Consider the following 14,401-nt stretch of genomic DNA (forward strand, 5'->3'; position numbering starts at 1 on the left):
AAAATATTTTGAAAGGAGGAGAACATGTCATGAGATTAAGACAAGCAGTTATAGGTGATATAGAAGCTATCTCTCATATAGAGTCTCTTTGTTTTCCTGAAGCTGAAGCAGCGACTTATGAGCAGTTTAAAGAACGCTTTAATGCCTTCTCAGAGAACTTTCTTGTATTAGAAGACAAAGATGTTATTGGCTTTATTAATGGGAATACATCGAATATTAAAGGCTTACCAGATGCATTCTATGAAGATGCTTCATTACATGATCCTAGTGGTGATTATATGACAGTCTTTGGCTTAGATGTACATCCTGATTATCAGCATCAAGGCTTAGCGCATACACTTATGAATGGCTATATTACTCTTGCAAAGGAGCGAAATAAAAAAGGAATCTTCCTTACTTGTAAAGATCATTTAATTGGCTTTTATGAAAGTTTTGGCTATAAGCACCTTGGTGTCTCTTCTTCTACGCATGGAGAAGCAAAATGGAATGATATGTATATGGAGATATGAATGTAGAAGTGATTAATGTAGGAACTGAACTTCTTCTTGGTGAAATCATCAACACAGAAGCTCCGGTACTCTTTAAGATGTGTAAAGAATTAGGATTTGATATTTATCATCAGACGACTGTAGGTGATAATCCACAACGTTTATTAGAATGTCTCGATATTGCATTTAAAAGAGGGGCGGATTGTGTCATCACTACTGCAGGACTTGGTCCAACGCAGGATGATTTAACGAAGGAACTCTCAGCAGAATATCTAGGACTAGAACTTGTCTATAACGAAGAAGAAGCTCGTAAGGTGGATGAAAAATGTCGCTTTGTGACAGGCCTCGATGTTGTTTCTGACAACAACTTTAAACAGGCTTATTTCCCGGAAAATGCTTATATATTAGAGAATGATATAGGAACAGCCAATGGCTGTGTAATGAGCAAAGACGAGAAAATGATCATTAATCTTCCTGGTCCACCTAAGGAATTCAATTATGTCGTAGAACATTCTTTAAAACCTTTTCTCGAACAATATCGCCAGGAACAGATCTATACAGAAGACTTTCTAGTGATGGGTATTGGGGAAAGTATGATTGATGAAAAACTGACAGAAACCCAATATAAACAGACAGATGTCACTCTTGCAATGTATGCAGGAGAAGGCTATGTGAGAGTACGCATAGCGACTAAAGCCAAAACAAAAGAAGAAGCTTATCAACATATGACCCCAATGAGGAATGAAATAGAAACACTATTAAAAGGTTATCTGATTCCAGGAGGTTCTATAGAAAAAGCCCTCAAAGACATCATGGTCCCTATTCAATTCATAGGGGATATAGATGTCCCCGCATGGTTTAAGCCTTATGTGAAAGAGGATGCTGACTTAGTTATTTATTCTAAGGTGGAGCATGTCTCTTTAGGTGATCAGGTCACTATCCATGTGAATAACGATAAAGGATTTACAGATGGGATGTTGAAGGATTATCATCTCTCAATGAATCGTTTGACAAGCAAACTACAGCTTTATCTTTATCGTTATTTAAAAAACAGTTTACCCATGTAGTGGATAAACTGTTTGAATCGCTTCTATGACATGAAGAAAGATGTCATGAAGATTAGAAATATCAACAAGCACATCTCCGCACTCTAATGAGTGATTTGCATCACGATAGAGAATAAGTGGAATATGCGCTTCATCACATGCACATTGAATGAGATTCGTTTTGGCCCATGAATCATTTGTACCATGGAAGGCAATACCATTTAAGCTATACTTGAAAGTTGCAACAAGTGGTGTGAAATAAATAGAATACGCATTCACATGATGTTCTTCATTAAAACGTGCACTAATGGCAGTACCAATACTTTTTGATACAAATAAGATTTCATCATAAGTGGAAAATGGAATATTTTTAAGAATTTCTTCAGTCTGCGCATAACCAATATCTTCAGCCTGCTTAATTAATTCATCTTTATCTTTCATATGAGGAAAGTGTTTATAGTTCACTTCAATGATCTCATAGCCATAGGCTGATAAACATTTTTTAGAGTAGTAGAGGAGTGGTTTATCACAATGATAACCAATTCCAGGAAATAGAACTGCTAGTTTTTTCATCAAATCACCTCGTGTGATTTGATTATAGCACTTATTCACATAATTTCATTGATTTAACGAGAGTTTTATGTTTTACATAATGTTCTTTATCCTCTATAATATAGTTGTATTTTAATGAAAGAAAGGATGAACATAAATGGCAGGAGTCGTTGTTGTTGGAAGCCAGTGGGGCGACGAAGGAAAAGGAAAGGTTACAGATTATCTTGCACAGCAGGCAGATGTAGTAGTGAGATATTCTGGAGGTAATAATGCAGGTCATACTATTAAATTTAATGGCCAGAAATTTGCCTTAAGACTTATTCCTAGCGGAATCTTTACAACTGGTGAAGTTGTATTAGGTAACGGAATGGTTATCAATCCTAAAGCTTTACTTGAAGAAATGAAGTATTTAAATGATGCAGGTATCAAGACTGATAAGATGCACATCTCAGATCGTGCACATGTCACTTTACCTTATCATATTGAAATTGACGAATTAGAAGAAGAAATGCGTGGTGCTGCAAGTATCGGTACAACTAAGAAAGGTATTGGACCTACTTATGTAGATAAATATGACCGCATCGGTATTCGTGTTGGTGAATTCATTAATGAACCATTATTTAAGAAGAGACTTGAAGAAACATTAGCATTCAAGAAGAAACAGTATCCTGGATTACAGTGTACTGCAGAAGAAATCTTTGAAGAATATAAGGAATATGCTAAAGTAATCAAACCTATGGTTTGTGATACTGGTATTTTATTAGATGAAGCATTCCAGGCAAAGAAGAAGATCTTATTTGAAGGTGCCCAGGGTACTATGCTTGATATTGATTATGGTACTTATCCATATGTAACAAGTTCTCACCCAGGTGCTAATGGTGTATCATCTGGTGCAAGCATTGGTCCTCTTTATTTAACTGATGTAGTAGGTGTTATTAAGTCTTATACTACTCGTGTTGGTTCTGGTGCTTTCCCTACTGAAATTGAAGGTGAATTAGGTGATTATATCAGAAATGCAGGTCATGAATTTGGTACAGTAACTAAGAGACCTAGAAGAATTGGATGGTTCGATGCAGTTGTCGTTAACCAGTCAAGAAGAATGGCTTCATTAACTGGATGTTCATTAATGTTGTTAGATGTATTAAGTGGTTTAGATACTATTAAGATTTGTACTGCTTACATGTTAGATGGTAAAGAAATCCATGGTTTACCTTCTACAATTGAAGAATTAGCAAGAGTAGAACCAGTTTATGTAGAATTACCAGGCTGGAAGGAAGATATCACAAATGTCACTTCATTTGAAGAACTTCCTGTTAATGCTCAGAACTATATCAAGAAGATTGAAGAACTTATTCACTGCCCAGTGATTATGTTCTCAGTTGGACCTGATCGTACTCAGACAATTGTGCTTAAGGAAGTATTTTAATAAATAAATAGTAAAGGAGAACTTATGAAGAGAGAATTAGTACTGGTTATTGATTTTGGTGGCCAATACAATCAGCTCGTAGCGCGTAGAGTTCGTGAAAGCAACGTATATTGTGAAATCTATTCATATAAGGTTGCTATGCAGAAAATCAAAGAACTCAACCCTAAGGGAATCATCTTAACAGGTGGTCCTAATAGCTGCTATGAAGAAGGAGCTGCAACATGCGAAAAAGAACTTTTCGAATGTGGTGTTCCAGTGCTTGGCTTATGTTATGGTGCTCAGCTAATGCAGTATGTATTAGGTGGTAATGTAGAAGCTGCACCTACTAGAGAATATGGAAAGACTGAAATCGTTGTTGATACAACTTCACCATTATTCTCAAATGTATCTGAAAAGACAGTATGCTGGATGAGTCATAATGACTATATTTCAGCTTTAGCTCCTGGTTTCAAATCTGTAGCACATTCTGATGAATGTCCAGTTGCAGCATGTGAAAACAGAGAAAAGAACCTTTATGGTATTCAGTTCCATCCAGAAGTATTACATACAGCAGAAGGTAAGAAGATGTTAAGAAACTTCGTAATCGATGTATGTGGATGTTCTGGTGACTGGAAGATGGATTCTTTCGTAGAAGAATCTATTAAAGCAATCAGAGAAAAAGTTGGCGATGGTAAAGTATTATGTGCTTTATCTGGAGGTGTTGATTCTTCTGTTGCAGCAGTCTTATTATCTAAGGCTATTGGAAATCAGTTAACTTGTGTATTTGTAGACCATGGTTTACTTCGTAAAAACGAAGGTGATGAAGTTGAAGCTGTATTTGGTAAAGATGGCAGCTATGACTTAAACTTCATCAGAGTCAATGCACAGGAAAGATACTATTCTAAGCTTAAGGGTGTAACTGAACCTGAAAGCAAGAGAAAAATCATCGGTGAAGAATTCATCAGAGTCTTTGAAGAAGAAGCAAAGAAGATTGGTGCCGTTGATTTCTTAGTACAGGGTACTATTTATCCAGACGTTGTAGAAAGCGGTCTTGGAGGAGAATCTGCAGTCATCAAGTCTCACCATAATGTTGGTGGATTACCTGATTGTGTAGATTTCAAAGAAATCATTGAACCATTAAGAGACTTATTCAAGGATGAAGTAAGAAAAGTTGGTCTTGAACTTGGTATTCCAGAATATTTAGTATTCAGACAGCCATTCCCAGGACCAGGTCTTGGTATTAGAATTATTGGTGAAGTCACTGCAGAAAAGGTACGTATGGTACAGGATGCAGATGCGATTTATAGAGAAGAAATTGCGAATGCTGGATTAGATCGTTCTATCGGTCAGTATTTTGCAGCATTAACTAATATGCAGTCAGTAGGTGTTATGGGTGATGAAAGAACTTATGACTATGCTGTTGCCTTAAGAGCTGTTAATACTGTTGATTTCATGACTGCAGAAGCAGCTGAAATCCCTTATGAAGTATTAAATAAGACTATGAATAGAATCATCAATGAAGTACGTGGTGTGAATAGAGTAATGTATGATATTACTTCTAAGCCACCTGGAACTATTGAGTTTGAATAAATCGAGTTGCTTAAAAAAGCCAGTGTTTATGCGGGTTTCAGCGATTTCGATTAGTCTTTTGATAACAAATTGATAACAGTCATAGCAAGTGCCATTATTCTTGTTATCCAGTGGTTTATGGGTAACGGAACAATTAACAGGTGGCTTGCAGACTAAAGTTCGGAGCTTGGCTCTGAACAAATTCCATATTATAAACTAAGCCCTTAGCTGTGGTTAATAACCATAGTTAAGGGCTTTTTTGTCGTTGCCAAAGCATCTGTAGGGAGCTGCCAGTGGCAGGTCCTGTAGGTGCTTATTTATCTTTCAAGTGGTCTTTGAATGCTTCCACGAGAGCGTCACTTAATTCCTGTGATGGAACTTTTGCCCAACGCTGTGTGGTGTCGAACTCTGGATAATGGTAACGCCAGTTATCGTATTCTTCTCTGTTGATTTCTTCGGAAGATAGCTTGTCTGCCTGTTCTTTCCAAGCATACAGCATTTTGAGGAGTTCATATGCTTCTCTGCCTTTGTCCTTGTTGACCTTTAAGCATACCTCTCCGTCTGCTTCACTGACAGTAAGACCGTAAATATCTTCAAGGGTAAACAGAGTGTGCATAAGACCGATATAGCTGTCTATGTCAGGAACATCAAGAGCCTGTGGAGAAACATCAAGCACCTGTGCCAATGCATTTGTAAGGTCTGCTTTCGGTTTGCGTGTACCAGTTTCGTACTGTGCCAAACGCACATCAGCACTCTTTTCTGGAAAACCGATTGCTGTACCGAGATACTTTTGTGTCATACCACGCATTAGTCTGAAAAAATGTATTCTTTCGCTGATAGCCATAATGATACGCTCCTTTTATATTTAGTGAAATAAGTATAGCAGAAATGTTTAGTGGAAGTCAAGAAAAACCGAAACAAAAATGTTTAATATTTTCTTTGCAACCACTTGACAATAGCAAATATGTTTAGTAAAATAAATTACGAATTAAACAAATATGCTTAATGCGACAACTGAATGACCGTCCGAAAAGCCAAACCGCCAAGACCTCGTCGGAGCAAGTTCCGTATCGTTCGCTTGTGTGCAAGCACAAAAGCTCATTCGCTGCACTGCTCCTCCTCTTCCCCAAAAGTCTCCGACTTTTCGGGAACCCCTATACGAGCGAGCGCCTGATGTACTGCGGTGCATTGGGACAGCACAGCGCCTGCCGACAAGCAGGAGTGCCTGTTGGAACTTTAACACGGAGAAAGCGGCAAGCAAAAAATTATTTTAAGAAAGGAAGAAAAAGGATATGGAAAACAGATTTATCCGAGCCGAAGATGTGGCTCAGGAACTAAACGTATCAAAACCTTATGCATATAAACTCATCAGACAATTAAATGAGGAATTGAAAGCAAAGGGCTTTATTACGATTGCAGGGCGTGTAAATCGCCAGTATTTTTACGAAAGGCTCTACGGAGCAGGAAAGGGGGAAATGTAAATGCCGGTATTTAAGAATGAAGATAACGGTACTTGGTATGTGATGGCAAGGTATGTGAACTGGAAAGGGGAACGCAAGCAGAAATGCAAGCGTGGCTTTGCTACCAAACGAGAAGCACAGGAATGGGAAAGAATGTTCAAATTGCAGACTTCTTCAGACCTTGATATGAGTTTTGAAGCCTTTACGGAGCTTTATATCAATGATGTGAAGAACCGTTTGAAGGAAAACACGTGGCTTACCAAAGAGCATATCATACGCACAAAGATACTTCCGTATTTCGGGAAACTGAAAATCAGCGAGATTTCCACAAAGGAGATTATTACTTGGCAGAATGAAATGCTTGCCTATCGTGATGAGAAGAAAAAGCCTTATTCACAGACGTATCTGAAAACGCTGCACAATCAGTTGTCCGCCATTTTCAATCACGCTGTCCGCTACTATGAACTGCGTTCCAATCCTGCGGCAAAGGTGGGAAATATGGGACGTGAGGAACACAAGGAAATGCTGTTCTGGACAAAGGAAGAATACAAGAAATTCTCTTTTGAGATGATGGACAAGCCTGTTTCCTTTTATGCGTTTGAAATGCTTTACTGGTGCGGTATCCGAGAGGGCGAGCTGTTAGCTTTGACTCCGGCAGATTTCAACTTTGATAAGGAAACAGTCACAATCAATAAATCCTATCAGCGTTTGAAAGGGCAGGATGTGATTACTTCTCCGAAAACGAAAAAGAGCAACCGCACGATTAAAATGCCGAAGTTTCTGTGTGAGGAAATGAAAGAATATCTCGGTATGCTTTACGGATTGAAGAAGAAAGACCGTATCTTTACGGTGACGAAAAGCTATCTTCATCACGAGATGGACAGAGGGGCAAAGGCGGCAGGCGTGAAGCGTATCCGCATTCACGATCTCCGTCACAGCCACATTTCACTCTTGATTGATATGGGCTTTTCTGCGGTGGCGATTGCTGACCGAGTTGGTCACGAAAGTATTGATATTACTTATCAGTACGCACACCTCTTTCCGTCAAAGCAGATTGAGATGGCAGAAAAATTAGATGATTTAGGGAAAGGAGATTTTGAAAATGTCAGCTAAGAACAGAGATAACAAAAATCGTTGGAGGAATATCACAGTAGGGTTTCGAGTATCGCCCGAAGAAAACGAACTCATTAACAGAGCTGTAGCTCTATCAGGATTGCCAAAACAGGAGTATTGTTACCGCCGTTGCTTAAATCAGGATGTGGTGGTACAGGGCAATCCGAGAGTGTATAAGGCGTTGAAAACGGAATTTGCCACAGTCCTTGCGGAACTGAAAAGGATTGAAGCAGGAAAAGGTGTGGATGATGAACTGCTGAGTGTAATAGAACTGATTTCCATTATTCTCGGCGGTTTGAAAGGAGAGGATGCGAATGGAGAATAAAAAAGAAATGACTATTCCAAATGTATCTGCGGCAACAGATGCGGAACAGTCACTTTCCAAATGTACTGACAATAGTATAGTCAATCAGGATACGGATTTCAAGGGGTACGAGCAATCTTTTGAAGAAATGCAAAGGGAAATACTCAGACAGTTAGACCCTTCCTATCTGAAAACAGTATCAATGACAACGCTGTATGATACGGTGTTTGAGGTTCAGACACCACTTATCGACGGTCTGCTCCAAAGGGGAACTTACCTTTTCGTAGGTTCCCCGAAAGTGGGAAAGAGCTTTATGATGGCACAGCTTGCCTATCATATCAGCACAGGCACACCGCTTTGGGAGTATAAGGTGCGTAAGGCAACGGTGCTTTATTTTGCCCTTGAAGATGATTACCCACGTTTGCAGAAGCGATTGTTTCAGATGTTCGGTGCAAAGGAGACAGGCAATCTGTATTTCGCAACGGAATGTAAAACGGTCAATGGCGGACTGGAAGAACAGATAAGAGGGTTTATGAGGGAACACCCAGACACAGGCTTGATTATCATAGACACCTTAAAGCGTGTGCGTGAAGCAGGCGGAGCAGATTACAGCTACGCAAGTGATTATGATGTTGTGGCAAGGCTGAAAGCGTTGGCAGACAGTTACAAGGTTTCAATGCTTATTGTTCATCATACACGCAAACAAAAATCGGAAGATATATTCGATATGATTTCAGGCACGAATGGTCTGATGGGTGCGGCAGACGGTGCATTTGTTCTCAGTAAGGACAAGCGTACTTCCAACAATGCCACACTTGATGTTGCTGGCAGAGACCAGCAGGATATGAAAATCCATCTTGTAAGGGACAGCGAGCGATTGGTGTGGAACTTTGCAAAATCGGAAACGGAGATGTGGAAAGAACCGCCCGAACCTCTGCTTGAGAAGATAGCGGATACGCTCTTTTCGGAAAGTGACAGATGGGAAGGAACTGCTTCGGAACTTTGCGAAAGGCTTGCGGTGGATATAAAGCCGAATGTACTTTCTTTAAGGCTCAGTATCAACGCAAGCAGGCTGTTTCGTGATTACGGTATCCGTTATCAGAACAGCCGCACACACGACGGAAGAAAGGTTTCACTTTGGAAAGAAACCGAGCAGACGGCGTGACAAACGGTGTCAAAGGTGTCAATGTTTTTGAGAGCAGCACGCTGTGAAAAACATTGTCACCATCGTCACACTTTGACACCGGATAAAGTTTAGGGGAGTGTGCAGAGAGTGCCTTTTCAAAGGCGGCTCTTTGGTCTCGCCTGCTGGCTCGGTCGGTTCGCAGGCGTGTGTGCCACCGGCACACGCTCACCCCTCGGAGAGCCTTCGGAGAACGCAAAACCTGTTTACAGGTCGCATTTTTGATGGGTGTACCCGTCAAAAGTGCTTTTGCGTTACTTTTGACAAAAGTAACAAAACCTGAGAATGTTGAAATTTACAGATGGGAGATGAAAAAATGCAGAGAACGATAAGTGCAATGGTCGGTAAAGGCTCGGTCAATCACAATAGCCGAAAGTTCCGAGCAGAAAATGTAGACGGAACTCGTACTCATCTCAATATCGACTACTGCAATGAAAATATAAAGACAGTTTATCACGAATTGTTTGATGAAGCATTGGAAAGATACAATGCCAAGCAGATAAGGTCAGACCGAAAGATAAAAGATTATTATGAAAAAATCCGAAGTTCCAAGCAGGAAAAACCGTTCCACGAAATCATTTTACAGGTGGGCGGTAAGGGAAATATGAACGCCGATACGGAAAACGGAGAACTGGCAAAGCAGATTTTAGATGAATACTATCAGGGTTTTCAGGAGCGAAATCCACAGCTTCGGGTGTTCTCGGCTCATCTGCATATGGATGAAGCTACACCACATCTGCACATAGATTTTGTACCTTTTACCACAGGCAGCAAGCGTGGACTTGATACAAGAGTGTCACTAAAGCAGGCTCTTGCAACGCAAGGTTTTAAGGGCGGCAGTCGTGGCGATACGGAGTGGTCGCAATGGATACAGTCCGAAAAAGAACAGCTTGCGGCGGTGATGGAACGTTATGGGATTGAGTGGGAACATTTAGGCACACACGAAAAACATCTTTCTGTTTTGGATTATAAAAAGCAGGAAAGAGAAAAAGAAGTGGCGGCATTAGGTGCGAAAATCGAGCAGAAACAGATTGAATTTGATGTGTTGTCGGAACGAGTATTGAACTATGATAAGGCAAAAGACGAGCTGTCAAATCTTGAAATAGAGCTTGATACTGCACCGAAATATCAGTTGCCAGAACCAGAGAAATTTATGACTGCAAAGGCATATAAAACCAAAATGGCAGAGCCGGTTGTAAGGAAATTGAAGCAACTTGTCAAAACGGTGCTTGCCCGCTGCTTTGAGGGGTGGGACAACTATCATAGGCTGAATACAGCGAATGCACAGTTATACCGCACCAATCAGCGTTTGGAGAAAGTCAATGAAAGATTGACCGAAGAAAACAAAATCCTAAAAGCAGAAAATAAAGATTACAGCCTGCTCCGTAAGGTTTTTGGTCGCAAACAGATAGATGATTTGTTGGAGCAGGCAAGAACAGTTAAAGGTCGCAAGCGTGATAATACACGATCACGATAGACAAAAATCACAGGAGGAAAAGGAAAATGACAAAGACAATTTTTGAAGAAATGGGCGGAACTTATAGACAGGTGGGTGATTATTTATTGCCGAACATCACAGTACCAGCCGAAGAAGAAATAGAGCCGATTGGTTTATGGGGGAAACGACATGCAAGGCATTTAAAGGAACACTATAAAGTGTTATATATGAACCTGCTGACAAGCGGAAAGCTGCATAGTTATCTTGCAGAAGTCGATAAGCAAGCAGAGGATATGTTTCTTCGACTGGTAAAGGAATATGCCGACAGACAAGATGTGACGGAACAATTAAAGAAAGATAATCCCTACGAATGGATTGGAAGAATGAATAATATTCAGGCTTGTGTGAGGGAAGTTGTAGGAACGGAGTTGATTTACACATAAGCGTTTTACGGTATGGTGCTCCTGCGTTTGCTGGAGTGCTGTGGTTGTGGTTGTAAAGAGGTTGTGAAAGATTGAATTTCGTAATGGTTGGATGTATAATTAGGAAGTGAAAATTTTAATTTGCACTTCCATAAGGTGAAATGTATTGACACAAAAAATACAGTATGATAGTATTGCCATTAGAAGAAAGAAAGGCACATTTTGTGTAAGGTGAGGAAATGATTAATAGATAATTTGATTTAAGTAAGACACATATAGTTATTGAGCCTGTAGAGAATAGGTTTGTTTTGTGTACGCTTAAGTTGGATTATCGCAAGAGGCATTTCCTTTGTTTTCCTTTTGGAAAAGAAATAAGGGTCTATTTAGCGAGTCTATTTTTGCGTATGCAAAAAAGACTCGTTTTTGTGTGTTCAAAATAATAATTGGCTCAGACTTCGAAAAGGAGAAACTTTAATGTTGCAGATAAAAAAATTAAATTTAACACATAAAAAAGACCTGAGAATAATTCTTAATGATTTCAACCTTGTGCTAAATGATGGAGATAAGGCAGTTATTATTGGAGAAGAGGGAAATGGGAAATCGACATTAATGAAGTGGATATACAATCCGTCGCTTGTAGAAAACTATATAGAAGCAGATGGGGAAAGGATAATGGGACACGAACGTCTTGGTTATCTTCCGCAGGAGATGCTCGATGAAGATAAGGAAAAAACAATATACGAATATTTTTCTGAAGAGGAAATATTCTGGGAGAAAACGCCTAAAGAATTGTCTGTTATTGCGGGAAAATTTGGAATGAAAAATGATTTTTTCTACAGTAACCAGACAATGGGTAGTCTTTCAGGAGGCGAAAAAGTCAAGACACAACTTATGAGGCTTTTCATTCGCGATGTTTCTGTGCTGTTGTTGGACGAACCTTCCAATGACATCGACATTGCGACGCTTACATTACTGGAAAAAATCATAAATGACTGGAAGCACATTGTGCTTTTTATTTCACACGATGAAACGCTGATAGAGCGTACTGCCAACATGGTGATACATATCGAGCAGATTATACGAAAAACAAAGGCGAGATATACCGTGGCAAAGCTTCCCTATAGACGCTATGTGGAAGAACGGCTTCATAAATTTGAAATCCAAAAACAGCGGGCACTGAGTGACCGTAGGGAGAAAAAGATTCGCGATGAAAAATATCAAAGAGTTATGCAGAGTGTACAAGGTGCATTAAGAAGTTGTACCAGACAAGCACCGTCTGTTGCCAAAAACTTAAAGGACAAAATGCATACGGTTAAGGCAATGGAACGAAGATTTGAAAAAGAAGATGAAAATATGACTCAGATGCCGGAACAGGAAGAAGCAATCTTTGTCAAATTAGGGGATGAAAACTCACACATTCCCGCAGGAAAAACGGTCATAGAATATGAACTTTCAAAGCTTGTGACTCCGGATGGCAAAAGAATTTTAGCAGAAGGAATTCATTTAAAAATAAAAGGTTCAGAAAAAATCTGTATGATAGGAGCCAACGGGGCAGGAAAAACGACTCTTCTAAAAAAGATAGCGGAAGAACTCCTAAATCGGAATGACATTAAAGCAGAATATATGCCTCAAACTTATGAAGACCTGCTGGATTTGGATGTTACACCGGTTGATTACCTTGATAAAACAGGAGATAAAGAAGAGCGTACAAGAATTAGAACATACCTTGGTTCACTTAAATACATACCAGATGAAATGGAGCATCCGATTCGGGAGTTATCAGGCGGACAAAAGGCGAAAGTGCTTCTCTTGAGGATGAGCTTAAGTGGTGCAAATGTTCTTATTCTGGATGAACCGACAAGAAATTTTTCACCATTGTCCGGTCCGGTAATAAGAAAAATGCTCCGAGAATTTCCGGGGGCTGTCATTAGCATTTCTCACGATAGAAAGTATATTGAAGAGGTGTGCGATAAAATATATCAGCTAAATCCTAATGGATTACAGCTAATTGGTGATTGATAACAAAAAGGATGAAAGACTGACAAATTTCAGGCTTTTAGTGAGTTGGAAAGCATACAAAGATTTGAATTTGGAGGATAGATTATGGTACGTACAGAAGATGCATGTGAAATTATAAAATATGCTTTGCAAAACGAAATTAAAGTATATTTAGATGGCGGATGGGGTGTTGATGCACTTCTTAAAAGAGAATCAAGAATACACAATGATATTGATTTGTTTGTTGAACTGAAACATTATCATGATTATATTTATGTGATTAAGCAGCATGGATTTGAGGAAGTAAATACTGATTATACAACGGATGGTCATACTGTCTGGAAAGATGATAAACAAAGAATCATTGATTTACATTGTTTTGAATTTACAGATGACGGAATTGTTTATGAGGGAGATATATTTCCATCAAAAACTTTTTCCGGTATTGGAAAAGTTGGAGATATAACTGTTTCTTGTATTGAACCATTGAGTCAGGTAATGCTTCATTTGGGATATGAACACGATAAAAATGATGTGCATGATGTGATGCTGTTGTGTGAAACATTTCAAATAGCAATACCAGATGAATATAAGGAAAAGTAAAATTTCAGTTTTGTGTTGAATCTCTAAGCAAAATAGCTTATAATTTGACATGCTACATATAGTTATTATCCACAGTTATCGAGTAGGTGTTATCAATGCCGATAACAAAATGATAACATTAGCTCGTATAGGCAGGATAATATGGATATATCAAATAATCAAAAGAACGAGAAACATTACAGAGAATAATTCCTAAACAAAAAGCGTTAGTCTTTGTAGAGTTTGAATAAACCATTGGAAGAAGCGAGAATATCGCTTCTTTTTTAAATATAAAAATTGAAATAGTATATTACTATTCCAGAGATAAGAACTATTCATTATTTAATCAATCAGTAATTGTGATAAAAAAGTCCTTTGACCAGATATCTAGAACACTAGAATCCTTAATAAAGGGTTTTACATCTTCTTTATAACATTACAGGATATACTTTTATTAGTATCAATATATTGAGAATCAAGCAACTTTTCTCTTAAATTCTGTGTTTCTTGAAAGATAAAATACATAGTCGTATAAATCGCATAATAGAAATAGATCTGTATCTACTCTTAAATCATTAAAGAGTAAGTTGATTAAGTCTTTTTTATTTTTTACAGGCTGAATAGAGTATAGTTCATCACATAGTGCTTTTTTTCATATGCAATCAAATAAGTATTTTTTCATCTTCTATAATATTTATTCCATAAGGATAGGCAGATGAAGAAACATCTCAGTAAGTAAAAGTCTCAAAATTATTAGTATAGTTCTTTTTCTCACTTACATTTCATTTCGGTATGAAGAGGAAATCTCACTTCTTTACTAGATAGGACTATGATGTTAAAA

The 14,401-nt window shown here is 38.6% G+C and carries 14 protein-coding genes; 12 read left to right on the forward strand and 2 right to left on the reverse strand.

The genetic code is table 11. The annotated features are described in order from the left end of the window. The first annotated feature begins 29 nt into the window (after positions 1 to 29). Complete coding sequence (locus EAI80_RS01720) at positions 30 to 509, forward strand: GNAT family N-acetyltransferase (RefSeq protein WP_129980717.1); 480 nt, start codon at positions 30 to 32, stop codon at positions 507 to 509. Further along, positions 506 to 1,555 carry a molybdopterin-binding protein gene (locus tag EAI80_RS01725; RefSeq protein ID WP_129980718.1) on the forward strand — a complete coding sequence of 350 codons (1,050 nt, stop codon included), beginning with the start codon at positions 506 to 508 and terminating at the stop codon, positions 1,553 to 1,555. Before EAI80_RS01720 ends, EAI80_RS01725 begins: the two co-directional genes overlap by 4 nt. Here EAI80_RS01725 and EAI80_RS01730 read toward each other — a convergent pair. Further along, entirely contained in the window at positions 1,544 to 2,107 is a 564-nt protein-coding gene (locus EAI80_RS01730) for an alpha/beta hydrolase (RefSeq protein ID WP_129980719.1), read from the reverse strand. The two genes, EAI80_RS01725 and EAI80_RS01730, sit on opposite strands and share 12 nt — an antisense overlap. A gap of 136 nt (positions 2,108 to 2,243) precedes the next feature. Here EAI80_RS01730 and EAI80_RS01735 point away from each other — a divergent pair, with 136 nt between their 5' ends. Both EAI80_RS01735 and guaA read left to right on the forward strand, forming a co-directional pair. Next, positions 2,244 to 3,512 carry an adenylosuccinate synthase gene (locus tag EAI80_RS01735; RefSeq protein ID WP_129980720.1) on the forward strand — a complete coding sequence of 423 codons (1,269 nt, stop codon included), beginning with the start codon at positions 2,244 to 2,246 and terminating at the stop codon, positions 3,510 to 3,512. 24 nt (positions 3,513 to 3,536) lie between these two features. Then, a complete protein-coding gene (guaA, locus tag EAI80_RS01740; protein ID WP_129980721.1) occupies positions 3,537 to 5,081 on the forward strand; it encodes a glutamine-hydrolyzing GMP synthase in 1,545 nt (514 codons plus the stop codon). A gap of 292 nt (positions 5,082 to 5,373) precedes the next feature. On the opposite strand, the gene EAI80_RS01745 is transcribed toward guaA, so the two are convergent. Beyond that, positions 5,374 to 5,904: a helix-turn-helix transcriptional regulator gene (locus tag EAI80_RS01745; RefSeq protein WP_009247529.1), complete on the reverse strand. Its 531-nt coding sequence runs from the start codon at positions 5,902 to 5,904 to the stop codon at positions 5,374 to 5,376. 448 nt (positions 5,905 to 6,352) lie between these two features. Between EAI80_RS01745 and EAI80_RS01750 the strand changes: the two genes are divergently transcribed. The 8 genes from EAI80_RS01750 (at position 6,353) to EAI80_RS01785 (ending at position 13,581) form a co-directional block, all read left to right on the forward strand. Then, positions 6,353 to 6,541 (forward strand): transcriptional regulator, encoded by a 189-nt coding sequence (locus tag EAI80_RS01750; protein ID WP_009247528.1) that lies wholly within the window; start codon positions 6,353 to 6,355, stop codon positions 6,539 to 6,541. Further along, positions 6,542 to 7,633, forward strand: a complete 1,092-nt coding sequence (locus tag EAI80_RS01755; RefSeq protein WP_009247527.1) for a site-specific integrase — start codon at positions 6,542 to 6,544, stop codon at positions 7,631 to 7,633. It abuts the gene before it with no gap. Continuing rightward, positions 7,623 to 7,958: a hypothetical protein gene (locus EAI80_RS01760; RefSeq protein ID WP_009247526.1), complete on the forward strand. Its 336-nt coding sequence runs from the start codon at positions 7,623 to 7,625 to the stop codon at positions 7,956 to 7,958. Before EAI80_RS01755 ends, EAI80_RS01760 begins: the two co-directional genes overlap by 11 nt. Then, the gene (locus EAI80_RS01765; protein ID WP_009247525.1) at positions 7,948 to 9,102 is read left to right on the forward strand and encodes an AAA family ATPase; all 1,155 of its coding nucleotides are present in this window, start codon (positions 7,948 to 7,950) and stop codon (positions 9,100 to 9,102) included. The genes EAI80_RS01760 and EAI80_RS01765 overlap by 11 nt, the downstream gene beginning before the upstream one ends. A 334-nt stretch (positions 9,103 to 9,436) precedes the next feature. Then, positions 9,437 to 10,597, forward strand: a complete 1,161-nt coding sequence (locus tag EAI80_RS01770) for a plasmid recombination protein (RefSeq protein ID WP_009247524.1) — start codon at positions 9,437 to 9,439, stop codon at positions 10,595 to 10,597. Between the two features lie 26 nt (positions 10,598 to 10,623). Then, positions 10,624 to 11,001, forward strand: coding sequence for a TnpV protein (locus tag EAI80_RS01775; RefSeq protein ID WP_009247523.1), 378 nt, complete (start codon positions 10,624 to 10,626; stop codon positions 10,999 to 11,001). 453 nt (positions 11,002 to 11,454) lie between these two features. Then, positions 11,455 to 12,999 (forward strand): ATP-binding cassette domain-containing protein, encoded by a 1,545-nt coding sequence (locus EAI80_RS01780; RefSeq protein ID WP_129980722.1) that lies wholly within the window; start codon positions 11,455 to 11,457, stop codon positions 12,997 to 12,999. Positions 13,000 to 13,083: 84 nt separating this feature from the next. Then, positions 13,084 to 13,581, forward strand: coding sequence for an aminoglycoside nucleotidyltransferase (locus EAI80_RS01785; RefSeq protein ID WP_009247521.1), 498 nt, complete (start codon positions 13,084 to 13,086; stop codon positions 13,579 to 13,581). Positions 13,582 to 14,401: the final 820 nt, after the last annotated feature.

Source organism: Catenibacterium sp. co_0103, assembly GCF_004168205.1.
In the GTDB taxonomy this organism is placed as follows: domain Bacteria; phylum Bacillota_I; class Bacilli_A; order Erysipelotrichales; family Coprobacillaceae; genus Catenibacterium; species Catenibacterium mitsuoka_A.

What these genes read in the sequence shown, in the direction of transcription:
- EAI80_RS01785 (WP_009247521.1), top strand. Translation starts at nt 13,084, where the DNA reads ATGGTACGTACAGAAGATGCATGTGAAATTATAAAATATGCTTTGCAA.
- EAI80_RS01730 (WP_129980719.1), bottom strand. Translation starts at nt 2,107, where the DNA reads ATGAAAAAACTAGCAGTTCTATTTCCTGGAATTGGTTATCATTGTGAT.
- EAI80_RS01780 (WP_129980722.1), top strand. Translation starts at nt 11,455, where the DNA reads ATGTTGCAGATAAAAAAATTAAATTTAACACATAAAAAAGACCTGAGA.
- EAI80_RS01725 (WP_129980718.1), top strand. Translation starts at nt 506, where the DNA reads ATGAATGTAGAAGTGATTAATGTAGGAACTGAACTTCTTCTTGGTGAA.
- EAI80_RS01735 (WP_129980720.1), top strand. Translation starts at nt 2,244, where the DNA reads ATGGCAGGAGTCGTTGTTGTTGGAAGCCAGTGGGGCGACGAAGGAAAA.
- EAI80_RS01765 (WP_009247525.1), top strand. Translation starts at nt 7,948, where the DNA reads ATGGAGAATAAAAAAGAAATGACTATTCCAAATGTATCTGCGGCAACA.
- EAI80_RS01760 (WP_009247526.1), top strand. Translation starts at nt 7,623, where the DNA reads ATGTCAGCTAAGAACAGAGATAACAAAAATCGTTGGAGGAATATCACA.
- EAI80_RS01745 (WP_009247529.1), bottom strand. Translation starts at nt 5,904, where the DNA reads ATGGCTATCAGCGAAAGAATACATTTTTTCAGACTAATGCGTGGTATG.
- guaA (WP_129980721.1), top strand. Translation starts at nt 3,537, where the DNA reads ATGAAGAGAGAATTAGTACTGGTTATTGATTTTGGTGGCCAATACAAT.
- EAI80_RS01750 (WP_009247528.1), top strand. Translation starts at nt 6,353, where the DNA reads ATGGAAAACAGATTTATCCGAGCCGAAGATGTGGCTCAGGAACTAAAC.
- EAI80_RS01775 (WP_009247523.1), top strand. Translation starts at nt 10,624, where the DNA reads ATGACAAAGACAATTTTTGAAGAAATGGGCGGAACTTATAGACAGGTG.
- EAI80_RS01755 (WP_009247527.1), top strand. Translation starts at nt 6,542, where the DNA reads ATGCCGGTATTTAAGAATGAAGATAACGGTACTTGGTATGTGATGGCA.
- EAI80_RS01770 (WP_009247524.1), top strand. Translation starts at nt 9,437, where the DNA reads ATGCAGAGAACGATAAGTGCAATGGTCGGTAAAGGCTCGGTCAATCAC.
- EAI80_RS01720 (WP_129980717.1), top strand. Translation starts at nt 30, where the DNA reads ATGAGATTAAGACAAGCAGTTATAGGTGATATAGAAGCTATCTCTCAT.